30 protein-coding genes and 1 tRNA gene are annotated in these 22,597 nt (G+C 63.5%); 6 read left to right on the top strand and 25 right to left on the bottom strand.

Annotation, left to right across the window (positions count from 1 at the left end; all coding sequences use genetic code 11):
• Positions 1-5 precede the first annotated feature (5 nt).
• From HV766_RS22085 to HV766_RS22075, 3 genes are all read left to right on the top strand, one after another.
• Complete coding sequence (locus tag HV766_RS22085) at positions 6-1,184, top strand: CaiB/BaiF CoA transferase family protein (RefSeq protein ID WP_225589088.1); 1,179 nt, start codon at positions 6-8, stop codon at positions 1,182-1,184.
• Positions 1,185-1,308: 124 nt separating this feature from the next.
• The gene (locus HV766_RS22080; RefSeq protein ID WP_054453299.1) at positions 1,309-2,271 is read left to right on the top strand and encodes a Bug family tripartite tricarboxylate transporter substrate binding protein; all 963 of its coding nucleotides are present in this window, start codon (positions 1,309-1,311) and stop codon (positions 2,269-2,271) included.
• A 254-nt stretch (positions 2,272-2,525) separates the two neighbouring features.
• Complete coding sequence (locus HV766_RS22075; RefSeq protein ID WP_125472828.1) at positions 2,526-2,777, top strand: hypothetical protein; 252 nt, start codon at positions 2,526-2,528, stop codon at positions 2,775-2,777.
• 85 nt (positions 2,778-2,862) lie between these two features.
• On the opposite strand, the gene HV766_RS22070 is transcribed toward HV766_RS22075, so the two are convergent.
• The 23 genes from HV766_RS22070 to HV766_RS21965 all read right to left on the bottom strand — a co-directional run bounded on the left by HV766_RS22070 (position 2,863) and on the right by HV766_RS21965 (position 17,940).
• Complete coding sequence (locus HV766_RS22070) at positions 2,863-3,297, bottom strand: hypothetical protein (RefSeq protein ID WP_175181855.1); 435 nt, start codon at positions 3,295-3,297, stop codon at positions 2,863-2,865.
• A 75-nt stretch (positions 3,298-3,372) separates the two neighbouring features.
• Positions 3,373-3,666: an Rz1-like lysis system protein LysC gene (lysC, locus tag HV766_RS30380; RefSeq protein WP_437340962.1), complete on the bottom strand. Its 294-nt coding sequence runs from the start codon at positions 3,664-3,666 to the stop codon at positions 3,373-3,375.
• Entirely contained in the window at positions 3,560-3,961 is a 402-nt protein-coding gene (locus HV766_RS22065; RefSeq protein ID WP_175181854.1) for a hypothetical protein, read from the bottom strand. The genes lysC and HV766_RS22065 overlap by 107 nt, the downstream gene beginning before the upstream one ends.
• Positions 3,958-4,368 (bottom strand): M15 family metallopeptidase, encoded by a 411-nt coding sequence (locus HV766_RS22060; protein ID WP_175181853.1) that lies wholly within the window; start codon positions 4,366-4,368, stop codon positions 3,958-3,960. The genes HV766_RS22065 and HV766_RS22060 overlap by 4 nt, the downstream gene beginning before the upstream one ends.
• A 34-nt stretch (positions 4,369-4,402) precedes the next feature.
• Positions 4,403-4,711: a hypothetical protein gene (locus HV766_RS22055; protein WP_175161715.1), complete on the bottom strand. Its 309-nt coding sequence runs from the start codon at positions 4,709-4,711 to the stop codon at positions 4,403-4,405.
• Between the two features lie 74 nt (positions 4,712-4,785).
• Positions 4,786-5,037, bottom strand: a complete 252-nt coding sequence (locus HV766_RS22050) for a hypothetical protein (protein ID WP_175181852.1) — start codon at positions 5,035-5,037, stop codon at positions 4,786-4,788.
• Between the two features lies 1 nt (position 5,038).
• Positions 5,039-5,959, bottom strand: coding sequence for a gp53-like domain-containing protein (locus tag HV766_RS22045; RefSeq protein ID WP_175161711.1), 921 nt, complete (start codon positions 5,957-5,959; stop codon positions 5,039-5,041).
• Positions 5,949-6,623 carry a DUF2612 domain-containing protein gene (locus HV766_RS22040; protein WP_175161709.1) on the bottom strand — a complete coding sequence of 225 codons (675 nt, stop codon included), beginning with the start codon at positions 6,621-6,623 and terminating at the stop codon, positions 5,949-5,951. Before HV766_RS22040 ends, HV766_RS22045 begins: the two co-directional genes overlap by 11 nt.
• Complete coding sequence (locus tag HV766_RS22035) at positions 6,620-7,831, bottom strand: baseplate J/gp47 family protein (protein WP_175161707.1); 1,212 nt, start codon at positions 7,829-7,831, stop codon at positions 6,620-6,622. Before HV766_RS22035 ends, HV766_RS22040 begins: the two co-directional genes overlap by 4 nt.
• 7 nt (positions 7,832-7,838) lie before the next feature.
• Positions 7,839-8,180, bottom strand: coding sequence for a contractile injection system sheath initiator (locus HV766_RS22030; RefSeq protein WP_244958706.1), 342 nt, complete (start codon positions 8,178-8,180; stop codon positions 7,839-7,841).
• A 5-nt stretch (positions 8,181-8,185) separates the two neighbouring features.
• A complete protein-coding gene (locus HV766_RS22025; protein WP_175181850.1) occupies positions 8,186-8,917 on the bottom strand; it encodes an oxidoreductase in 732 nt (243 codons plus the stop codon).
• Entirely contained in the window at positions 8,910-9,791 is an 882-nt protein-coding gene (locus HV766_RS22020) for a baseplate hub protein (protein WP_175181849.1), read from the bottom strand. The genes HV766_RS22025 and HV766_RS22020 overlap by 8 nt, the downstream gene beginning before the upstream one ends.
• On the bottom strand, positions 9,788-10,087 hold the full coding sequence (locus HV766_RS22015; RefSeq protein WP_054453319.1) for a phage baseplate plug family protein: 300 nt from the start codon (positions 10,085-10,087) through the stop codon (positions 9,788-9,790). The genes HV766_RS22020 and HV766_RS22015 overlap by 4 nt, the downstream gene beginning before the upstream one ends.
• Positions 10,084-10,728 carry a phage baseplate protein gene (locus HV766_RS22010; protein WP_175181848.1) on the bottom strand — a complete coding sequence of 215 codons (645 nt, stop codon included), beginning with the start codon at positions 10,726-10,728 and terminating at the stop codon, positions 10,084-10,086. The genes HV766_RS22015 and HV766_RS22010 overlap by 4 nt, the downstream gene beginning before the upstream one ends.
• The gene (locus HV766_RS22005) at positions 10,728-12,392 is read right to left on the bottom strand and encodes a phage tail tip lysozyme (protein ID WP_175181847.1); all 1,665 of its coding nucleotides are present in this window, start codon (positions 12,390-12,392) and stop codon (positions 10,728-10,730) included. Before HV766_RS22005 ends, HV766_RS22010 begins: the two co-directional genes overlap by 1 nt.
• A 168-nt stretch (positions 12,393-12,560) precedes the next feature.
• Positions 12,561-12,995, bottom strand: a complete 435-nt coding sequence (locus tag HV766_RS22000; protein ID WP_054453326.1) for a hypothetical protein — start codon at positions 12,993-12,995, stop codon at positions 12,561-12,563.
• A 1-nt stretch (position 12,996) separates the two neighbouring features.
• Complete coding sequence (locus HV766_RS21995; protein ID WP_054453328.1) at positions 12,997-13,428, bottom strand: phage tail fiber protein; 432 nt, start codon at positions 13,426-13,428, stop codon at positions 12,997-12,999.
• 9 nt (positions 13,429-13,437) lie between these two features.
• Positions 13,438-14,916: a DUF3383 domain-containing protein gene (locus HV766_RS21990; RefSeq protein ID WP_175181846.1), complete on the bottom strand. Its 1,479-nt coding sequence runs from the start codon at positions 14,914-14,916 to the stop codon at positions 13,438-13,440.
• 4 nt (positions 14,917-14,920) lie between these two features.
• Positions 14,921-15,454, bottom strand: a complete 534-nt coding sequence (locus HV766_RS21985) for a phage neck terminator protein (protein ID WP_175181845.1) — start codon at positions 15,452-15,454, stop codon at positions 14,921-14,923.
• Between the two features lie 319 nt (positions 15,455-15,773).
• Positions 15,774-16,034, bottom strand: coding sequence for a hypothetical protein (locus tag HV766_RS21980; RefSeq protein ID WP_054453334.1), 261 nt, complete (start codon positions 16,032-16,034; stop codon positions 15,774-15,776).
• Positions 16,031-16,387, bottom strand: coding sequence for a hypothetical protein (locus HV766_RS21975; RefSeq protein WP_054453336.1), 357 nt, complete (start codon positions 16,385-16,387; stop codon positions 16,031-16,033). Before HV766_RS21975 ends, HV766_RS21980 begins: the two co-directional genes overlap by 4 nt.
• Positions 16,380-17,123 (bottom strand): hypothetical protein, encoded by a 744-nt coding sequence (locus HV766_RS21970; protein WP_125472844.1) that lies wholly within the window; start codon positions 17,121-17,123, stop codon positions 16,380-16,382. The genes HV766_RS21975 and HV766_RS21970 overlap by 8 nt, the downstream gene beginning before the upstream one ends.
• Positions 17,110-17,940 (bottom strand): YdaU family protein, encoded by an 831-nt coding sequence (locus HV766_RS21965; RefSeq protein ID WP_175181844.1) that lies wholly within the window; start codon positions 17,938-17,940, stop codon positions 17,110-17,112. Before HV766_RS21965 ends, HV766_RS21970 begins: the two co-directional genes overlap by 14 nt.
• A gap of 109 nt (positions 17,941-18,049) precedes the next feature.
• Between HV766_RS21965 and HV766_RS21960 the strand changes: the two genes are divergently transcribed.
• Positions 18,050-19,141: a S24 family peptidase gene (locus HV766_RS21960; RefSeq protein WP_175181843.1), complete on the top strand. Its 1,092-nt coding sequence runs from the start codon at positions 18,050-18,052 to the stop codon at positions 19,139-19,141.
• Positions 19,142-19,329: 188 nt separating this feature from the next.
• Here the strand turns inward: HV766_RS21960 and HV766_RS21955 are convergent.
• A tRNA-His gene (locus HV766_RS21955) sits at positions 19,330-19,405 on the bottom strand.
• A 184-nt stretch (positions 19,406-19,589) separates the two neighbouring features.
• Between HV766_RS21955 and cls the strand changes: the two genes are divergently transcribed.
• Positions 19,590-21,047, top strand: coding sequence for a cardiolipin synthase (gene cls / locus HV766_RS21950; RefSeq protein ID WP_175161679.1), 1,458 nt, complete (start codon positions 19,590-19,592; stop codon positions 21,045-21,047).
• Between the two features lie 13 nt (positions 21,048-21,060).
• On the opposite strand, the gene HV766_RS21945 is transcribed toward cls, so the two are convergent.
• Positions 21,061-21,489 carry a PaaI family thioesterase gene (locus tag HV766_RS21945; RefSeq protein ID WP_054453468.1) on the bottom strand — a complete coding sequence of 143 codons (429 nt, stop codon included), beginning with the start codon at positions 21,487-21,489 and terminating at the stop codon, positions 21,061-21,063.
• A gap of 159 nt (positions 21,490-21,648) precedes the next feature.
• Here HV766_RS21945 and HV766_RS21940 point away from each other — a divergent pair, with 159 nt between their 5' ends.
• Positions 21,649-22,521, top strand: coding sequence for an NAD(P)-dependent oxidoreductase (locus HV766_RS21940; protein WP_175181842.1), 873 nt, complete (start codon positions 21,649-21,651; stop codon positions 22,519-22,521).
• Positions 22,522-22,597 lie beyond the last annotated feature (76 nt).

The raw sequence follows: 22,597 nt of genomic DNA, 5'->3' as shown, positions 1-22,597 counted from the left end.
AAACCATGCCACTTACCGGAATCCGCGTCCTGGACCTGACCCGCATCATCTCCGGGCCTTACTGCACATCCATACTGGCCGACATGGGCGCCGAAGTGATCAAGATCGAAGCGCCCGGCGAAGGCGATCCCATTCGCCGCCAGGGCGTGCTCAAGGACGGCCTGAGCTGGTACTTCGCCAACTACAACCGCAACAAGCGGTCAGTGACACTGGACCTGTACAGCGCCGAAGGCAAGGACATCCTGCGCCAGCTGATACCCCACTGCGACGTCGTGATCGAGAACTACCGGCCCGGCATCATGGACAAGATGGGCTTCGGCGATGAAGCGCTGAAGGCGTTGCGGCCGGACATCATCCATTGCAGCATCAACGGCTTCGGCGCGTCCGGTCCCTATCGCGACCGGCCCGCCTTCGACTTCATCGCCCAGGCCATGAGCGGCTTCATGAGCCTGAACGGCGGCGAAGACGATCCGCCCATGCGCGCGGGGCCGCCCATCAGCGACCTGGCCGCCGGCCTGAACGGCGCGCTGGGCGTGGTGGCCGCGCTCTTGCGCCGCGAGCGCACCGGCCGCGGCGACTCCATCAGCGTCAGCCTGCTCTCCAGCATGATAGGGTTGCTCAGCTTCCAGGCATCGAACTACTTCGCCAGCGGCGAGCTGCCTCCGCGCACCGGCAACGACCACGGCATCGTCGCGCCCTACGGGCTGTTCGAGACGGCCGACGGCCAGGTCGCGATCGCTCCGTCCAACGATGCCATGTACGAGAAGCTGCTGGACGCGCTGGAACTGCCCGAACTGCGCGTGCATCCGGAATTCCAGGCCAACGCCGACCGCATGCTGAACCGCGCATCCATCAAGGCTGCCATCGAGGCCCGCACTCGCCAGAAGGACAGCCACTACTGGATCGAACGCCTTAACCAGTACGGCGTGCCCTGCGGGCAGGTGCTGAACCTGCAGGAAGTATTCGACGACCCGCAGGTAGCGGACCAGCAGATGGCCATGGACGTCGCCCATCCCGATGGCCAGCAGGTGCGCATGCTGGGCTTTCCGATCAAGTTCGCCGAAGCGCCCTGCCAGGTCCGCAGCGCCGCGCCCGCATTGGGCGCGGACACCGATGCGGTGCTGGAGGAATTGGGCCTGTCGCGCGACCGAATCAGGGAACTACGCGAACAAGGAACCGTCTAGCCAAACAGGGAGCTTGAAACCGCCCGCCGCAACCGAATCCGCAGTACGCGTCAGCAGCATCCGCAGCAACCGACGTCTGGCGATCACGACCGGACGCGCCCACCAAGGAATGGAGACTACAACCATGCTACGTGCCCTAATGTTCTCGGCCTGCGCGCTCGCCGCCTGCGCCCCCGCCGCCGCGCAGCAGTACCCGAACCAGCCCATCCGCGTCATTGTGCCGTTCACGCCTGGCGGCGGCACCGACTTCCTGTCGCGCACCGTCGCCGCCAAGCTGTCCGACTCGGTCAAATGGAACGTCGTCGCCGAGAACCGGCCCGGCGCGGGCGGCACCATAGGCATCACCACCGCCGCGCGCGCCAAGCCCGACGGCTACGAAATCGTCATGGGCCAGGTCGACAACCTGGCCGTGGCGCCTTCGCTCTACACCAAGCTGGCCTATGACCCGGTCAAGGACTTCGAACCCATAGGCATCGTCGGCGAAGCCCCCCTGGTGGTCGTCGCAAGCAAGAACGGGCCGTACAAATCCCTCAAGGACCTGATCGCCGCCGCCAAGAAGGCGCCCGGGACCATCAATTACGGCTCGCCCGGCGCAGGCACCATCACGCACCTGGCCGCTGAACTGCTGCAGCTCCAGGCGGGCATCAAGCTCGTGCATGTGCCTTACAAGGGATCGGGTCCGGCCATGGCCGACCTGCTGGGCGGGCAGGTCCCCGTCATTTTCACGTCCATCCCCTCGGCCGCGCCGCAGATCAAGGCCGGCAGCGCCGTCCCGTTGGCCGTGACCTCCCTCAAGCGCAGCCCCGCCATGCCGGATGTGCCCACCGTCGCAGAATCCGGCTATCCGGACTTCGACGTGCGCGTATGGTACGGACTGCTTGCACCCGCCAACACGCCCAAGCCCATCATCCAGACGCTGAACACGGAGCTCAACAAGATCCTCGCAATGAAAGACGTCCAGGATGCGCTGGCCGCGCAAGGCGCAACCGCCATGCCGACCACCCCCGCGCAGTTCTCCCAGACCATCGCCGCGGATTACAAGAAGTGGCGCGGCGTCATCCAGTCCGCCAACGTGAAGCTTGAATAGCCTTTGATCCAGGTCTTGCTGCGGCCATCGATCAATACCTCAAACCGCCGCAGCATTTCAACGCGCACGCGGCCTCGAAAATAGCCTAGACCATACGCATGCATCGCCTCATGCTTTTGCACGACGCTTCCCTGGGACGCGCCGCGCATGCGCTTGGATGATGGGCCGCAGCAGCATTGACAGGAATTTTGCCAGTCGAGACGATGACCTCAGCGCCACAGGTTTCAACGTGGCGCCAGTGAAGGAGGCTCATCATGTCAATCTCATGCAGACGACTGGAGGATGTGATTGCGGTCTCGGCAGCAGGAGACCAGTACCGGATCGAGCGACATATCATTCAAGAACCCGCGACGGACGAAAGTCCCGATCCACACATAGTGCTGCAATGCCGCCTCTCCACCGGCGGCGCCGTGATCTGGGAAGGGAAAGATGTGTACCGGCTGAAGTCAGGCGAAATCCTCAGACCAGTGAATCGGCGGAAGAAAAAGAGTCCTTTTGAAGGGTAGCGAAGAAAAGCCCGCGGCTTGCGCCTGCGGGCTTTTGTTTGGGAGGCGGGCAACTGCCCGCCACAACGTGGCACTCAGGCCATGCTCAAGCCCGCGTGGTGATGACGAAAGTATTCCCAGCGGCCGGCGTACCGTAGTACGTGGCTCGCCACTGCCCCGACGCGGTGCTCTGTTCGCCCCAAATCTGTCCCAGCGTTCCGGTGGTGGTCGTAATGTCGGCCTTGACCATTGCGGGTTGCTCCGCGCTGTCGCAGATAGATTCGGCCAGTGAGGTTACGAAAGGATAATCGACTTGGGCGGCCGACAACGTGGCGTAACGCTCCGCGAGCGTATGGAGCGTGCCATCCGCGATCGGGCCATGGTCCTGGACTTGAACAGAATACCCAGTCATGTTGCCCGGAGCACTGGAAGTGCGAGGTTCCGCAAGAACGGTTGCACCATCATCGACATGATGCTTCATTGCTGCCGAATTCTCGGCCGAGCGCTTCAGTTGCTGTAGGGAAAGAGTTCTGATCGTCATGTGATATCTCCGGGAAATTTGCCGCTGCTGGGCCAGGGGGCATTCTCTGTTCGCGTATCCGGTCTACATGGCTTTCTATTGGATGGACGAAAAAAAGCCCGCGGAGTGCGGGCTATCTGTTGCAGCATGACCTAGCGGATCGCAGCCTCGCGACGGGCCGAACCGGGATTTCTCCCAGCTCTGCACCGCCGCACGTTGCCGTGCCGCACACTCTCCGTACAACGCAACCAGCGCGATATAGCTGCGCGCCAGATCGTCCCAGCTATCGCTCGTCACCTCGGGCACTGGCGGGCACGGCTGCGCCAGGTTGGCCGGCAGAATTGGCCAGGCGGCCGGCCTCGTTGATGTGGCGCAGCCGCTCAGCGTCAATGTGGCAGCCAGCAGGTAAGGGACTCTGGACTTCGACACGGGTGTACCTTTCGATGATCTTGGGCCTGGCGTCGCGCAACGCGGCAAGCGCGACTTCCAGGGATTCGGAGATTCCGCCCAGGCGCGCGGTCTGGCGCTGGAACTCGGTGAGCTCGGCCAGCGTATAGTCGGCGTTTGCCTGATCGACTCCGGCGCGGTACTGAACGGCGCCATACCAGCGCACACACAGGAAGGCGGCGGCCACCAGGACGGTGCCGATCAGATACGGCGCCAACGCGCGCAGCGATGCGTTCATGCGCGACCCTTCCAGTTGCGTGGAATCTGGAAATGCGGGCCGTCTTTGAGCGTCTTCCAGTCGCCGCCCCACTCCACCGGAACGCCGAGTTCGGCCGCGCAGGCCTTGACCACCTGAGCCAGATCGGCGAAGGCCTGCCAGTTGTTCCAGGGAATCGCTCCAGCGATCAAAGGCGCCAGGTCGACGGCATGGCTCAAACCATCCGCCTGCGGCAAGTGGTAGCTGGCCAGCGTCTGGCTGGCACCCTTGGCTACGTTCTCGCGCTGTCGCGCGAGGGTTCGAACGCCTTCCACCACGGTGAAATCCATCGGCGTGCGCTGAATCGCCAATTTGACGATTGCGGCCAGGTCAGGATGTACGCCAACCAGACGGCTCAAGCTACGTTGGGACAGCTGAAACATGCCCACGGATGTAGTCTCCGGACGAATGGAACCATGCACCTCAAACCCCTTTTCCGCGTACCCGGTCGATTACAGCCTGCCACAGCGCGCCGATGGGGACCGTCTGTACCACCTCCCATCCGCGGGAGACGATGGCCATGCCGAACATGCCGGTCAGAAAGCCGGCCAACCCTTCTGGGATGCCGAGCAGCAGTGCCAGATACGGCGATGAGTAATAGGCGACCAATGAGCCGCTACCCGCCATGCTTAGACGCGCCGGCCACGACCCCTGCAGGTAGCGCATGGATACCACCGCGCCCAGCACGCCTGCGAGTTTTGCCGCAAGGGCGTCGAAATCTTGGAGGTCCAATTTCGCCTCCCTCATGGAAAAAAGCGCCTTGCGGCGGACTGGCATTTGATACCGGTTGAACCTGAACGACGCAGCTACGCATCCGTGATAGTGAATGAGCTGCCGGACTTGGTAATGGTTTTCACGTCCCTTTCCGGGTCATTCATATATGCATGGGCCGATTCTTCCGGTACCGGCAGGCCGTCTACGGGCCAGGAACCCGACTCCCGATAGCGGGACCGAAGGACGAATGCATAAAGCGCTCGGGTGTTGGCATCAAAGACATTAGGGAGAGCGGGATCGTAGTCCAGGAATTCGGTCTGGATTGGTTGGAAGGTCTCGGCCATGCTAGTTTCCTATGGCGATGAAATAGAATTCCGGCGCCTGTCCGGTTTCATAGCTGGTGCACCCGACTACCTGCAGCGAGGAGTTGGTGAAAGACGCGACGCTGATGCTATCCATGACATTCGGACTGTTTTGGATTTGCGGTATTGCCACCCAAGCGGCCGTCGGAAATGCCAATGGAAACGAGACAGAAGCAGATCCGGAGTAGTAGCTGCCGGTCGCAGTACCCATGTTCACGCTACCGCGTCCCCACTGGATAATGACACCACCAAGCCAGGAAGGCAGCGCCAGGTATCCGTTGATGCCCAGCGACATCGCCACGCCGAGCCGTAATTTTCTCGGCGTCACAATGGTCGCGTCATCGGCACCGGCATTCGTCTGCGCCGGCGTGGCAACCTTGGCGACGCCTATCACGCTTTCGGTGGCTTGCACCACCTTTCTTGCGATGGCCTGGAACACCTTGAACGGCGTCATCGCTCTTGTGTCATCCGTGCCTACCTCTGCTTCCGCGGTGGAGGCTATCCCCGCAGGCAGCGCGATCCAATTCGCCCCACCCGCATCCGGGTTTGCGGTGTTGTTCTCCACCAGGTTCAGCCAGTAGCCTGCGCCGACCGACTTTCTCAACATCGCGCCCTGCGGATACCCGCCAACGGCTGTGCTGAATGCAGAGTCATAGGGATACGCCCCTCCTGCCTGTTGCCATCGTGCGGCAGCGCTAAGAAAGTTCAGGATGCCATTGAAGTCAGCACCGTATGGCGGGACGCCACCCGCAGCCAACGGTGTCATCGTCAGCGGCGGAAAGCCATCCGTGAAAGACGCCGCCCCCGGCGTCACGCCAATCTGCGACTCAACCGGAATAGTGTTCTTCGTCCCGCTTTCCGCAAACGGGACGGCCGATTTGATAGGTGCATTGCTAGCTTGCATTGATAAGCCCCGAAGAAGTGAAAAGTACGCCCGAGCCGAACGGCTGCATCAGCGCCTCGTTGAATCCGAACGTAGTAGAAAGATCGACCTGCAGGATGTTCGCCAGCACCGCGGCCGGCTTGGGAATCGCGCCTGACTGAGTCAGGATGGCGATTTCGTGCGGCGCCAGCGCGAACTCGAACACGTAGCGGAATTCCATCCTCCCGGTGTCCGACACGTAGCAACGCCCCCGCCCGGCAAAGAGGTTCGACAGCAGCCGGTTCAAACTGGGCGAAGTGCAATCCGAGATATTGGCCAGCGCCTTGACCAGGATCAGCGTGCGATACGCGTCATCGGCAAGCCGATATGTCTGCGTGGCCTGCTCGCCTGTGTAAAACGGCGCCTGATTGAAGGGCTGCCAATTCAGCGCCTCGTCAAACCCCAGATAGGTGACGTCTCCCGGTATCGTCAGCATCCGGCCGACGTCCACGATCCTGCCCCAGATGTCCAGCCCGAAGCCCTGCGCGGTCTCGACGTTCCAGACGAAGTCATGGAACGCGTCGAAATCGGCGTCGGGATTGATGTAGTCGTCCATGTTGTTGATCAACTGGACGAGCGTGGGGCTGTTGGCGTATTGACTGATAAGGGTCCGGGCCGCCAGCCCCGGCTTAGGCACGACGCTCATATCAATGTCACCGCAATGTCGTTGGCCGTGATCGTCGGCCGGCGGTTGATCGGAACGGCCAGGCTGGCGGCCGATGGCGTGTCGGAGCCCAGCAGCAAGGACAGGATGGAGGCCACGGGGCTGAGCACCGAAATGGGCGCGTAGAACCGGCTGGCATAAATGGTCGATCCGATGCGTGCGCGCTGCCCGCCATCTCCGCCGTTGAAGGCGTCCATGATCGCCTGCTTAGTCAAGGCAACGATGTCCGATGGCAGGGCTGGGTTGTCCGCGAGCTGCACCGCGAAACGCACGGGCAACGCGGCAGGGGTTTCCCATGTCACGACATACGACGGGTAGGGATAGGCATATCCCTCCTTGTCCTCCACGGTGTACGAGGTGTTGCCGTTGTAGTCGGAGCCATTGCTCTTCTTGCGCCAGATGGCGTCCGCGATGTCCGCCGCCTCGCCGCCCGTCACCGCGACCCAGATGGAGTGCGGACGCAGGACGACGCCGCCTACCGTCTTCGGCACGGAGAGATCGTTCTCCGTCACGTAGGCGTCGATGACGCCCTCCACGTTCGCCACGTTGGCGTAGATTGCGGGGATCGAGCCACGGGCGTTCAGCGCCACCGACTGCCGCCGGCGCTCCTCGAACTCGGCCCGGCTTTCCACATGGCTGCCCACCGTCCCGGCATCCGCGTTCGACACCGAGTCCCAACCGGGAATGGCCTGATAGATCTGGTTCAGTGCGCCAGGCGCGCAATCCACCGGCCCGTCGACCGAGCAGGCGAATGGCAGGTCGACGCGTCCGCTGGCCGGTATCGTTCCCGCCTGCGTGCACAGGTACAGATTGCCATCCACCGCCTGCGCGCGCGCGCCCACCGGTATCGTCACGCCCGCCAGGCCCGTGCAGGTGGCGATGACGGCGGTGGGCGTACCGGGCTTGCGGTCCAGGAAGTAGATCCGTCCGATGGCGTCCTGCATCCGCCCTTGCGCATAAGCCGGGTCGACCTGATTCACGTAGGACGCGAACTCGTTGTTCTTGTCGCCGATGATGGCGGTGGTGCTGGAGGCCAGCTGGCCCTGGGGCGTTTCCAGCGCGGGATTCAGCCCGCCACCGAAGGCCGAGTCCATGTCAGACAGGACGCCGGCAAGGATGGCGGATTCGTTGGGCAGCACCAGCCCTTCCGGCGTGAACTGCACGCGCGGCACTTTCGAGATGTTCGGCATGGTTTCCTCAGAAGCTGACGGTTTGCGTCGTTCCGTCTTGCAGGGTGATTGCGACATAGCCCGCCAGGGCGCGGTCGGTATAGGAGGTCAGCGTGCAGCCCGCGTCGGCCACGTCCGGGACAGTGAGCGCGGCTCGCCGGACGTGTTCCCGCACCAGCGCCAGCGGCGGCTGATGGCCCAGGAATTCTTCCCAGTACGGAACGCCCGAGGCGGTGTTGTAGAACAGCTCCCCCTTGAAGAGCTTGATGGCGCTGGCGACGTCTTGCGCCACGGCGTAGGGCTTGGACGCCAGTGCGATATTCCCCGCGGCATCGAGCACCAGGTCCCAGGCCGTCCGGTCTAGCAGCATCGTGTTCAATTGGGCGCTCCTGTGTTTGCCGGCCCGCTCTGCACGCCGGAATGCGTGTGGGTGCTGCCCACGTCCTTGCCGTTGTTGCGCAGCGTACCCAGCGTGTGCATGTCGCCCTGCCAGGTAGACGTGCCGCCGAAGGATCCACCGCCTTGTTGCACCGTCCCGTTCAGCACGATCCGTGGAGAATTCAATGCGCACTGCGCGCTGGCGTTCAGTTCGATATTGGGCGCGGCCACCGTCACCTTGGAGGGCGACACGATGTGTATGCCGTCCGCCGTGAACTGCACGTACTGCACCGGGGTTCCATTCAACAGACCGCCGAAATACAGCCCGTCCGCCATGTCGTGGGAACGCCAGGAACCGGGGTTGTTCTGCGCCTTCGAGGTCTTCACCAGCGAGATGTCCCGATTCGCGAAAGCCGCCATCCCGATGTCCCCGACCTTCGGATCCAGGATGATGGCGTCCGCTCCGCCCTGAAGGCGAAAGTAGGGAAGACGATGCAGGACGCCATGCGGCACGGCATTGCCGGCGCCATCGAGCTGGTTGACAAGCGGCTGCACATCGACGAAGCCCACGGGCGATAGCCCGCCTGCATTCGTCACCGACACCACCTTGACCAGCGTCGCGGTACTGACTCGATTCAGGGCCTGGCTGATCAGGAACTGCAAGGCGCCGAACTCGCTGTCACCCTGGCCGGCTTGCGCCAGCCCTGCGTATCCGTATTGCTCAGGCATTGAGGTTCCTTTTGCACACCGCCACCGACTGCCAGACGCCGCCGGGGACCTCCGCATCCAGCTTGTGGGACAAGCTCACAATGATCCACTCGCCATGCGCGGGTTCGACGGTGCTGATGACCTGCACTCTTTTTCCCAATCCGAGATGCGGGTTGTAGAGCGTCGTCAGTTGGAGCCCCTTGCTCGTAAAAGCCGGATATCCGCTCAACCCCGTTTCCGGGGCCACGAGAATCGGATCGCCCTTTCTGTATCCGCGCTCCGGCCAGACTGACAGGACGCCGCGGTCTATCGTGAAGTTGACCCGGGCGGCCTTCGCGCAGCTGCGCAATTGGTCCATGTCGGTTCCGGAAAAATAGGGATCGGCCAACACATAGTCCTCCCCGCTTTTTTCGCCCTTGTATCCCATCGATTCAGCGATATCGCACATGATTTCTTGCGCTTTTTTCGCACCGGGAAACGACCTGGCGGATGCGGGCTTCACCTGCCTGGCCCCGGCCACCTCGGCCTTGACCGTGAATACGCCCCCTGCGGCCGCCTTGCCCTCTGCACCCATTCCGTAGCCAGCCCAGGCCTCAACGATGTCCCCCTCGTAGACCAGGCAGGGAGCACCGGATTCCCCCCCTGCGTCGATCCGGACAAGATTCTTTCCCCGGCGTTCCGTCATGACGGGCCCTATCGTCGTCAGCTTGTTCATCAGGTCTTGATTCAGTCCGTGGATCAGCAGGGTCATCGGACTGTTTTCGAAGGTCGTATAGGCAGGAATGGTCACCGACATCCGGTAGCCGCTGAGCGTTACGTCCGGCCCCTGCTCGTCGCCGAACTTTCCTTTACCCAGGCTGATGGTCACGTCCAACCGGCGCTTGATGAAGCTCATAGTTCCAGCGGCTCCAGGTAGGCCAGGACGAAGCGCGATCCGAGATCCTGATACTGCGGGTCGGCGTGGCCCTGGGTGTCCACAAAGGCCAGATCCCCAACGAAGCCCAGGTAAGCAGACCGCACCAGCCGTACTCGATCATGGCAAAGCACCGTCGTCACAATGGGCGCATTGTCGAGTTCAAGATCCAGATAAAGTCCGGTCGACTTCTGGTAGACGGCGATCTGGCAGTTCTGCCCGGACAGCACGACGCTGAGCGTTTGCGCGGGAACGGGCCTCAAGGGAATTCTCTTCATTGGATCGGCTCCAGATCGGCCACCTTGTTCTGATCGCGCCGGGGATAGGCGTCAATCTCGAACGCCTGTACCTGGCCATTGCTAACTTCATTCGCGCCGCTGGGGTCCTGCGTGGCCGGCGATAGCTGGACGGCCGTCTGCCGGACTTCCTGCAGAGTCAGTTCAACGATCAGGAGGCTGGAGCCGTTCTTGTCGGCGCGGGTGTATGAGTACTTCACCAGGTTGGCCGACGGATAGACGATCTCTGGCGTCGCCACTGAATACAGCTCCGTGCTGCCGACGATGCGCTCCAGCACGGACAACATGACTTTGCGCGACACTGGATCGCCGCCATGCGCCAGCTTGATGGTCGCTTCGAACGGCGCATCGACCTTGTTGAAGGACGAGAATCCGCCCTGCTCAACCGGATAGCTGGATATCTGACCGCTCTGATTGAAGGTAATTCCAAGGAATGTCTCGAAGACCAGCATCTGCTGCCCATCGACGCCATACAGCCCCCAGCGAGGAGGACCGAAGATCCTGTCGGTCAGCGCCGCAAGTTCGAAGCTTGCCGGTTCGGAGACCGAAGAAAGGAACGCGGCGCGAAAGACTGCGGGGACGCCCGGACTGCTCGGAACATCGGGAAAAGGAATAAGCGGCATCAGAACATCCCCGTATTGCCTTGTTGGACGAGATTCTGGGAGCGCCCCACACGCCCCAAATCACGGGCGACTCCCTCGCCGTCCGTCGCTTGCGTCATAACCGTAATGGGGCCGTGGATATGGGTTTCGGACGTATTGCTGGTGGTTGCCGTGCTGCTCGGGATGGCGGCAGCGCTGGCTTGGGCGACTGCGGCCGTCGTAGCCGCAGTTGCGGCGCCTCGTTCCTGATCTTCGAGGAAAAGCGTCCCATAAATTGCCCCGGCAGCGGCGGCGAGCTTGCGCTCTTCGCTTGAGCTGGCCCCTTCGGACTTGTTCAATCCGAAGTGGCGGTACACGGCCACGCTGGCCTGGGCCGGGGTGGTGGCAGCGGCCAGATGTACTCCCGCCCTGCGCTTGGTGCTTTCCAACTCATTGGCGACGAAATCCAGTTGCTGTTCAACCGTGGACTCGCGCAGGTCCATGCCATATATGCGCTTGAAGTCGGCCTGGCGTCGCGGATTCCATAGTCCGATGCCGGCGGAAACGCCATCAGCGCCCACGGCCCTGGGGTCCAGGTTGCTTTGGGCCTGCAGGTTGGCCACCACCCCCACGGCCGCCTCCCGGGTGTAGCCCTTGGCCTCGAAGTACCTGACTGCGTCGAGAACTTCCTTGCGCTTCAGCGCGGGATTTCTCATCGCGGCCAGGTCTTCTTGCTCGCCCCCATTCAGATCTTCGCTAAACAGGAACAGCGCAGCGCCAGCCGCCGCACGCCCAGCCAACTTCAACGCCGCAGGTCCCAAGCCTCTCAACGCACCCAGTCCACGCGCCGCGCCTGCGCCACCAAGGGTTCCGAGAGCCGTAGCCACGGCCCCCAAGGCAGATGCCAGGCTCAGCAGCGAATTTGCCCAGGAAAGAATCTTGAGCGCCCCCAGCGCTAGCAGGACGTTTTGCCATCCTCCCACCGCCTGCGCCGCCGAATCGACTGCATCAATGAACTTCACGATGGCCTGCGCCGCGCCGTCGACCCACTCGACGATTTCGTCTCGGTTCTCAAGCAGATAATCGCCCCAGCCCTGTGCGAGCGAGATAAGCCGCTCGAACGCCGGCATGAGCGCCAGCAGCACCTTGACGCTCACCGATTCAAAGGTATCGCGCAGATCCAGGTAACGGTCGCGCAGCTGCGAGGCAGCTTGCGCATCGCTACCGGAGATGGCTGCGCGCTTCTCCTGGACCTGAAGCAACCGCTCGAGCTCATCGGGCCCGCGCTTGAACAGATTGAACAGGCCCTCGTTGATACCCATGTCCTGGGCGGCCAGCGCGGCCTGGGCCCTGTCCTTCTGGTAAAGATCAGCAATGATCCTCGACCTGGCCAGAAGGTAGGTGTTCCCGTCCTTGAGGTCGCCGACATTGCCGCCGTTGCGGAAGAACCCGGGTAGCGAGTCCGCGGCGGATCCGCGGTTGAATCTGGCTACCTCGACCGAGGATTCCCTCAATTGGGCGGAAATGGCTTCCGCAGTTCCGCCTGCCCGCTCGGCCGCCTTCTGCCACGCGGACAGCCGCTCGGTACTCATGTCCAGATTCTGGGCCGTTTGGCTCAGACCGGCCGCACCGGAGTAGCTATCCGCCGCAAAACGCTTCGGATCGAAACCCGCGGTGACGAGCAAGGCGTCGATGATGGTGGCCATGCAATTACCTCGGTTCAGCTAGGACGCGCCTGTTGTGTGCGTCCACCGCAATCACCTCAAGCAGGTTGTACAGGTCTTCGGCACCGTAGACCGTCTGCAGGTCGTGCAGCAGGCCCGGGTGCCGGGAAATCACCACGCCAATGATCCGGGGGATATTGGCGTAGCGAATCAGGCGCGCGCCGCCGTCGTGGACTTGGAGCCCGAAGTCGATGGGACGGCGGCCGTAAAAAAATCCAGGTGCAAGCCCAGGACTTTCTTGCGCAACGCGAACAGCGTCGCCACCTCCTCGACATCGCCTGACATGAGCTCGCGCGTCACGTTCGGGCTGGGCTGGATCTGGACGCAATCCATCATCTTTTCCAGCAGCGGCTTGGCGCTCTCGAAAGGCAGCTTGGCGATGGCCTTCATGCCCATGGCGGCCACGCCGGCCAGCCCGGCCTCTGCGATGTTGTCCGGGATTTCCACCCCGGCGTTCATCAACGAAAACAGCGCCCGACCGGCCCATTCCTCGGCGTCGTAGGCAGAAAGCTCCGTCAGGATGAACACCTTGCCCTTGTCGCGCCCTTCGGCGCCGATGGTCAGGGTTATTTGCTTTCTGGCCATGTCACACCAGCGCCGGAGAGACGTTCTGCCAGGTGATCTGGAACGCCATGGGTTGGAGCATCGCCTTGGCATCCGGCGCCGGCGGAATCTGCGTCAGCACGCCGCGGGTCAGCGTGTACTTGCGGTCGATCGACGGGATGTTGAGGGTGCCGTTTGCATAGAACACTTCGCGGGCCGTTTCACTGGCTGCCATCCAGATCTCGAAGACGCGCATGGACGGGGAGTCGGGCTGGATCGTGATGGTCTGCACGCGGGGAACCGGCACGTAGCCGGCCGACATGCGGCCGTCCACGCCCATGGTTACCTGCGCGGGCTTGGCAGCCTCGAAGGTGAAGGCGCTGTCGGAAGCGTAGCCCTCGATTTTCTGCGGCACCGGAAAAACGCCGCCCACCGCAAGCATCAGAACCGAGTTGGCACTGGTCAAAGTCGCCATGTTGAATCCTTAAAGAATGGCCAGCGAGGCCAGGGTGATCTGCTGGACGGAACCGCCGTCCAGGTACCAGAACGTCATGGGCGGGGTGCCGCGGGCCTCTCGCACCTGCGGCGTCGCGTCCTTGATCTGCAGATACCAGCCGCGGGTCTGGAGCGTGTCGGAGATATCCACGCCGGCCTGGCTGTTGATCTGCGCCTTCTGCTGGCTCGACAGCGTCACGCCGGCGCGGATGGCGCCGAAGTTGACCGCGGCGTTGATCGGGTCCAGGCAGGCAGCGTCGATCAGCGTGTAGCCGTCGATGTTGTAGGGAATGGCGTTCACCTGGGTCAGCAAACTCATCAGCGCCTGCTGGAACGCCGCGTTCAGCCAGATCTGGTTGACGTAGGTGTCGACCCATTTCCAGTTGCCGCTGATCTGGCCCGGGTACAGGAAGCGGAAGCGGTCGTTGCTGGTGGCGTAGTCGCCGTAGAAGTTGTAGCCGTTGTCGATCAGCGTCTGAGCGGTGGTCGCGTCAGTCACGGAGAACGCGAGGCCCGACTGGCCCTTGAACGCCAGGGTGGCGCGGCCGTTGGTACGTTCGAAGTCGAGCGATGCAACGGCGCCCAGGACGAAGGCTGCATGCAGCACGTCCTTGTAGACCGGCACGGAGCCCGAGTATTCATTGGCGCTTACGACAGCCGCCCAGTTGGACGTGTTGCCCTGCTGGGTAGCGGTGATATCGGTGTCCCAGCCGACGTAGGCGTAGCGGTCGCCCTGGGCATTCGTCCACGCCGAAAACGCCACTTTGCCGGCCGTATCGGGCTCGAAGGTCGTCATGAACGCCGCCCAGTTCTGGGTCAGGTCGGTAATCCGGCCCATGTCCACCGCTGGAATGCCGGCCGCGGCACCCAGCGACACCTTGGCGCCAGCGGCCTGCGTCAGCTTCAAGCCCGACGCGAGGGTGCCGCTGCCATAGGAGATCGTGCTGGCGACGCCATCGGTGGCCGAGACGATCACGAAAGCGGCACGCTGCGCATCGTAGGTGCAGGTGGCGCCCATGGCGGTGAACCCGGCTTCGATGATCGTGGCGGCGTTCGAGAAGCTCGTTGCCGTCGACAGGTCGATGCTGGCGGAGGTCTTCGCCACGCCGTCCACGGCGACCGTCAGGATGCCGGACAGCGCCTGCAGCTGGGTCAGCGTTACCGCGGCCATCGAGCCGCCGCGCAGATAGGCGGAAACCGCTGCCGCCGGATACTGGGCATACAACAGATTGCCCGGCTTGCGGGTCGAGTTGTCGAAGCCGTTGAAGTAGACGTCGGCCAGGGCGGCCTCGGTCGAGGTCGGACCGAAGAAGCGCTGTACGTCGCGCGGGGTCGCGAAACTCTGGACGGTGCCGATGGGGACGGCGGTATCGTGGGTCAGGATCAGGCCGTTCAAATCGAGCGCCGATCCGCCGGCGGAGATCACGCCAGGCACGACCTGGACGATTTCACTGGCGGGAATGGACATAGGATTAAGCTCCCGTAGGGTAGGTGGTGTCGGCCTCGATGAGGCCCACGTGAAGGTGATCCGCAAACTGCTGCGGCATGCTGATGGAAGGGTTGAACTGCAGGACGGCGTCGAACCACCACCGCTCGAAGGTCTGGCTTTCCCCGCTCTCGAAGGGCACTTGCTTGAGCTCGCCCGCGTACAGCGGCTGAGTTCGCCCCAGATTCCCCAGGAACTCGCACCCGTACTGGCTGCGCAGGGCGATCGAGAGCGTGAGCGCCAGGTCCAGGGCCCGCGCCCCGTAGCCATCCACGCGGGCAGACCATTGCGAGGCCTGGGTCATGATCCGCTTCCCCGCCGCGGGCGACGGATCGGCATAGGCCATGACCGGCACGGAAAGTCCCTGCGCCGCCAGCGGAGTGATGACGACGCACTCGCGCGGTGGCGCGGGAACCCAACCGGGTAGACCGCGGACTACGTCGCAGTCGACCAAGGTCTTGAAGAATGCGGCGAGGTCCTCTACCAGCTGGTTTTCAGTGATGCTGATCTGAACGTTCATGGAGTTGGATTCCTGCTGAAGAAGACTGGCGCCGAAACATCGCGCCCAAATGCAAAAGCCCCGGCACGTGGCCGGGGCTGCATTTCGGGGTTGCATTTGTCAGGGGCGCAATGCCCCGGACAAATTGTGACCGATTGCGTGACCGTTGGGGCGGGGTCTTGTGACGGTTCCGTCACATGCAGTGCAAAGAAGTTCGCCCCCTGCCCCAGCAGTGAAAAAGCCGGGGCCACGCGCCCAAAACAAAAAGCCCCGGCGCGTGGCCAGGGCTGCATTTGCTTGGGGCGCAATGCCCCGGACCCATTGTGACCGATTGCGTGACCTATGGGGCGCGGTCTTGTGAGGGAACCGTCACACGCCACGCGTAGGTGCGCCCGTGCCCGCCTTTCTCGGGCTCTTGAATCAGCACGCTGCCGGTATCCTGCAGCGCATCCATGGCCCGCTGGATGCCTCTTTGCAGGCGCGTCTTTTCGGGAACAGACAAAGGCCGGCCGCGCGACACATGACGGACCAGCTCCATCAAACGGAATGAGCGGCCGGGATAGCAGGCCATCAGATCCATCACCTCGTGTGCGTACTTCACGCCAGCCTCCTTTCCACCAGGCTGCGGAAAAGACCCAGGTACAGTTTGTATTCGGTTTCGGTCAGGGCCACGCCGGTCGTATCGGCAATCCAGTCCAGCGCCTTGGCGCGGCGCGCGCGGCCATCCAGCTGGCCGAACATCACATTCTTCTGCGGGTATTCGGCAATGATGATCATGCGCTCGTGCCAGGGCAGCGCGGCATGCATCGCCTCGACCTCCATGGCGTGGTGATGGTTGATGGGCCGGTAGTCCTCCTCTTCGGAAAGGTACACCTCCATGTTTCCCACCGTAGCGCCGGACCAGGTCCAGCGGGCCCAGTTCCAGATCAGATCGTCACCCGTCAATTTACTCATCAGCCACCTCGCATTGTTTACCTGTCTTGCCGCTGGAACCGTTCTGCAGACGGCCCTCCGTATCCTGGCTTTCGCCCTTGGCGCGCTTGAGCATGTCGGCGATGCCTTTGCTCGGGTGGTCGCCGCGCGCGATGCGCGCCTCCCACTTTTCGATCCAGCTCCGAGGCGGGCACCCACGGTCCCGCAGCACCTTCTGCGCGCCCATTTTCTTGAGCGCCGCCTCGGCCTCTGCGCGCGTGGCCAGCGTCTGGCCGGGCGCGGGCAGCGCCGGACGAGGCAGCGGGATATCCGCCCACACGCCCTTCGCCAGCTCCTCGTTCAGCGTCTTCTCCCAGCGCGCCTTGATGGCGCCGTAGGTGCAGCCCAGCAGATCCACCGTGCTGACGCCCACCGCGGCCCAGTACACCGCCGGATGCGACCAGACACCGGGCTCGCCGCGCCTGCGCGCTGACAAGCCACGCACGGCCTCGTGATAGGCCACTTCGGGAACCATCCACGGGCAACATAATTTGATGAACTGCGGCAGCGTCGGCGGCCATTCCTGGGTCAGGCAGGCGACCAGGCCGCGACGCACCTGCACCTCGTCCAGGCCCGCCAATTTCTGGTTCCATGAATCCTTCAGTTCACGGGCAGTCAGGCCCTGCCATTGCTGCGCGAACTTGGCGCCGTACATCAGCAGCATTTCATTGACCACCAGCGCGCCCATGGCGGCGGAAGGGATGTCAGCGGGTTGCATCTATCGTCCCCATGAACCGCTCGCGCGGCCGGCCGTCGTCGGCCAGTACTTCTCGCAGCTCCTCGGTCCAGTCGGCCAGGCGTTGCGCCCTGCCTGCCGGATGGCCCGCTGTAGCAGGCGTGCGCGGAGGGAAGAGGCCCTGGTACCCGCCCGCGATGCTGTTCGCGATCACGGCCCCTGGCGGATGCCCTGCGGCCAGATAGGCGGCAAGCTGTTGCAGCTGACGCCTGGCGCCCTCCTGCGTCACCGGCTTTTTGCGCGCCTTGCGGTCGGCAATCCAACTGACCCAGTCCTCGCGGTCCAGCCAATCCGGCAGTTCGATCACGGACGCGTCGAATCCGGTCCCCCGCTTGCGGGAGGTGTGTTCTTTTGGTTCCTGGTTCTTGGTTCCTGGTTCTTGGTTAGCTTCCGATCCGCCATCTGCCGGGCCATGGCCGGGTTTCTCGTCGAAACCCATGGGAAACCCGCTTGGTTGTTCCGGATTGCGCTCTGCCAGCCTGGGCCGGCCGCCTCGCCGGCCGTTGGCCTTGGCAGTCTCGGCCTTGACGTGATACGCGGCAATCTCCACGTCCGCCCGTTTGTTGTGCCAATGGCCATCGCGCAACACGAAGAACTCGGCCAGCACCTGCGCGGCCGCCTCTCTTTCTTCTTCGCTACGGGCCCCCACCCACCGGAATACCTGCTGCAGGTTGTCCACGATGGGCTGCTCTTCGGCGTAGTACCGGCGCAGCAGGCGGCTGTAGATGGCATCTTCAAGCAAGCTCAGATGCGCCGTGGCCTGCGCATAGTCACCGATGTTGTGGCTGTAGTAGTTCATGCGTGTTTTTGCATCCCCGCCAGTCTTACCTCGCTATCATTTTTAAATCTTAGAATGCTAAGATTATAAATGCAAGCCAACTAAGATTGTTTTTGTTTAGCATCCTAAGATGACCTTTCAGAAGCGAATCACACAGGCGTTCAACGAGGAAGCGGCCCGCCGGGCGGACGCGGCCGAACCGCGCCTTACCAAGACAGACCTATGGAAGGCAGCCGGCGCCTCTTCCGGCGCGGCGACGCATTGGTTCAATGGGTCCAACGGCATGGATATGGCGACCTGCATCAAGGTCGCCCCGCTGCTGCGCGTGAACGCGCAATGGCTATATGACGGCACCGCCCCGAAACTGCCTGCGAGCGATGGATCCCTGGCCGCAGCGGTGCTGGCGCCCCCTCCGTGGCCCTTCCCCGGCATCCCGGAAGAACAGGTGCGGGCATTGCCCCCGGATCAGCTGAACAAATTACAGGGCGCGATTGCGTTGGCGATCGCGCAATTGAAGCTGGGGATTGACGTCTCCCCTGCTACCGCCGCGCCACAAATGCCGACGGTCCTGCGCAGCGACTCGCTGGTGGACACCTATTTGGCCCGGGACGAGTTCCCCATGCGCATCGATGGCCTGCCTGCGGCGCCCTGGGAAGGCGGCAAGACCACGCGCCAGGCCGAACGCGAAGGCAGGGTCCGGATCAGCACCCAGAAAGGCGTGGTCGCCAATGTGGGCGTGGGCGAACCGCCCGCGGCCAACGACAGGTTCGAGAAGGTCCCGGAACTGGCCGACGTGCGCCTGGCTGCGGGCGACCCCATCGAAAACCATGCCGAAGAACAGACCGGCATGATCCAGTTCCGCAAGTCTTTCCTCAGGTCGGTAGGCGCGGACAACGGCCGAGGCCGCGTGGTGTATGCGAAGGGCGACAGCATGGAGCCCGTCATCCGCGACGGCGCTGCGTTGCTGGTGGTTCCGAATGAAAGCCTGACGCTGCAAGACATCGCCGCCGGCGGGGTCTATGCCATCAACTACGACGGCAAGATGATCGTGAAGACGGTGGCCCGGGAACGGCTAACCGGGCAATGGGTGGCGCGGTCGTTCAATCCCTTGCACGATGACATCCCGCTGGAGAACGGGGCATCGGTGCGGGTGTTGGGGCGGGTTGTGTGGGCGGGGGCAAGGTTGCGGGATGATGAGGCGGGGCAGTGGCGGGCTGAGTGATGGAAAGTCTCGGGGCCTCGCCTTGCGGGTAGTCGTAGAAGCCATCTCCGGATGGCTTTTTCTTGACTGGAATTCAGCCCGCGCTTGCTGAGCAAGCGAAGCACAAGATGCGCCGAAAGCGTAAAGCGCCAGCAAATGAAAAAAGGCACTTCGCTTTCGCGAAAGTGCCTTATCTTCATTGAATTCTTTGGGGTGGCTGATGGGGCTCGAACCCACGACAACCGGAATCACAATCCGGGACTCTACCAACTGAGCTACAGCCACCTCTGATACTGCTTTTCTTCCTTGCCGCGCTGCTTTTGAAAGCTGCTCAACAACGAAGAGGCCGAATTCTAGCACGTTTTTTTAATCCGTGTGAAACCGGCCCCGCCGGCCCACTTGCCAGCGCGGGCCACCTTGCTATCCTTCGCCATTGATCATCTACGGAGGCCGCGCTTACGCCATCGCCATGGACCGCATACATGCAATCTTGATCGATTACTGGCCCCATCTGGTGTTTGCCATCAGCATCGTGGCGGGAACGGGCGCGGCGGTGCATGCCGCGATGACCAAACAGGACGTGCGGGCGGCCATAGGCTGGGTGGGGGTGGCGCTGTTTTCGCCGCTGTTCGGCGCGTTGTTCTATTTCGTGGCGGGCATCAACCGGATCCGCAAGACGCGGCTGTCGCAGCAGCGCGATGAGGCGATGGTGGTGGATGCGGAGCAGGTCGAGACCGCGCCGGTGGACGTGGCGCCGATCTCGGGCCAGCAGTTCGCGTCGCTGAAGGTGCTGGGCGACCGCGTCAGCCGTTTCCGCCTGCTGGGCGGCAACGCGGTGCGGCCGCTGGCCGGCGGTGACGAGGCCTATCCGGCGATGCTGCAGGCGATCCGCGAAGCGCGCCACGCGGTGGCGATGCAGAGCTATATCTTCGACAACGACGCGATCGGGCGGGAGATGGCGCAGGCGCTGATCGAGGCGCGCGAGCGCGGGGTCGAGGTGCGGGTGCTGATCGACGCCATCGGTTCCAAGTATTCGCGCCCGCCCATCGTGCGCATGCTGTCGCGCGGCGGGGTGCCGGTGGCGCGCTTCATGACCAATCCGCTGGGCGTACTGCGCATGCCCTATGCCAACCTGCGCAGCCACCGCAAGGTGCTGGTGGTGGACGGGCGCCTGGGCTTTACCGGCGGAATGAACGTGCGCGCGGCCTTCGTCAGCGCGCTGGCGGGCGATGGCACCAACCGCGATACGCACTTCCGAGTGGAAGGACCGATTGTGACGCAGCTGATGTCGGTGTTTGCGCACGACTGGAACTTCACGACGCACGAATCGCTGCCGGCCAGGCCCTGGTTCGATCCCGAGGCCTTGCCCCCCACAGGCGACGTGCCGATGCGCTGCGTGCCGTCCGGTCCGGACCGCGCGCTGGGCAGCACGCACAATATGCTGTTGGGCGCGCTGGCGGTGGCGCAGCGCCACGTGCGCATCCAGTCGCCCTACTTCCTGCCGGACCAGACGCTGATCGGCGCGCTGGCCACGGCCGCGCGGCGCGGCGTGGTGGTGGACATCGTGATTCCCGGGAAGAACAACCTGCGGCTGGTGGACTACGCGATGACGGCCCAGCTGGACCAGGTGGTGCGCACGGGCTGCCGGGTCTGGCGTTCGCATGGCGCGTTCGACCACTCCAAGCTGATGACGGTGGACGACGCCTGGGCCTATGTGGGTTCGTCCAACCTGGATCCGCGCAGCCTGCGGCTGAACTTCGAGCTGGATACTGAAATCTACGATCCCGGCGTGGCGCGCTGGATCGGCGCGCGGGTCGACGGCTTGATCGCGCAGGGCCAGCGCGAGACGCTGGAGAACCTGCTGCGCGCGCCGTTCGCCAAGCGCCTGCGCAACAAGGTGATCTGGCTGGCTACGCCTTACTTGTAGACCCGCAAGAAGCTCAACCGTCGGAAGCCGGTGCGGGCGCGGCGCGCACCGCGAAGACCGCGTTGGCCTTGAGCATGACGCGGCCTTCGACCTGCAGCAGGCAGGTGGCGTAGATCAGACGGCGGCCCTGCTTGTCGATGCGGACATGGGCTTCGAGCCAGTCCCCGGGCTTGACCGGATTCAGGTATTCCACCGACATCTGCACCGTGACCACCGAGGCCTGCGCCTGCTCGGCGATGGTATGGCCCAGCGCGCTGTCGGCCAGCGTGGCGAGCAGGCCGCCGTGGGCGATGGCGTGCATATTGGTGTGCGCCATCCCCACGCGCAGGGCCAGGACGCAATCGGCATCGCGCTTGTAGAGCGCGCCGAGGTCGGCCAGATGTTCCATGAAGGGGCTGCTGGGGCGCCAAGGCGCGAAACCGGAAGGAATGGAGTCTGTCATGCTCAAGCCTGGTTTTTTCACGCGGAATACCTCGAGTATCGCAAAGAAGTCTGCTGCCGGCACCGCTATCCGCATACCTGTGATCGCGGCGCGGACGATCCGCAAGTCAGAGTAAGATTTACGCCATAACAAACCCCTACATGGCAGGAGCAGTGGAAGATGGCGAAAGTCGGCATGGTTGGTATCGGCCTCATGGGCCATGGCATTGCAAGCAATCTGGTCAAGCACGGGCACGCGCTGACCGTGCTTGAGCACCCGGGCAATCAGCCCCTGGACGCGCTGAAGGCCGCGGGCGCAACCAGCGTGACCGATGGCGCCACGCTGGCGGCCCAGTCTGACGTGATCATCCTCTGCGTTACCGGCAGCCCGCAGGTCGAGGCCGTGCTGCTGTCCGAGGGCGGCGTGCTGGCGGGCTTGCGTCCCGGTACGGTGATCATCGATTGCTCGACGGCGATCCCCTCTTCCACCGTCAAGGTGGCGCAGGCCGTAACGGAATCCGGCGGCCGCTTCCTCGATGCGCCGATGACGCGCACCCCCAAGGAAGCCGCCGAGGGCCGGCTCAATCTGCTGGTGGGCGGCGACGCCGCGCTGTTCGAGGAATGCAAGCCGCTGCTGGCCTGCTTCGCCGAGAACATCACGCACGCCGGCCCGATCGGCGCCGGCCATCGCATGAAGCTGCTGCACAACTACGTGTCGCTGGGCGTGGTCGCGCTGCTGTCGGAAGCCGCAGCTTGCGCGCTGCGCGCGGAGATCAATCCGGCGGTGTTCGCCGACGTGCTGGCCAAGGGCGGCGGCGGCGGCGTGGCGCTGGAACGCATCAAGCCTTACCTGCTGGAACAGGATCCGTCCTCGCTGCGGTTCTTCATGTCGAATGCGCAGAAGGATTTGTCCTACTACAACACCATGGCCGCGGAAACGGGCGCGGTACGGGAAATCGGCGCGGCCGTGCAGCACACGTTCGACCAGGCCGTCACTCAGGGCGGCGGCGACCGCTACGTGCCGGAACTGGTATCGCTGCTGAAGGACCGCTAGGACGGTCCTGGAGACCATCGCATCCGGCGTCACGGATGCGATGGCAAACGCTGCGGACGGCATCGCCCACAGTCCG

This window comes from Achromobacter aegrifaciens, assembly GCF_902859735.1.
Lineage (GTDB): Bacteria > Pseudomonadota > Gammaproteobacteria > Burkholderiales > Burkholderiaceae_B > Achromobacter > Achromobacter aegrifaciens.
The sequence above is the reverse complement of the archived record's forward strand: the minus strand, read 5'-3'. Positions and strand labels throughout refer to the sequence as shown.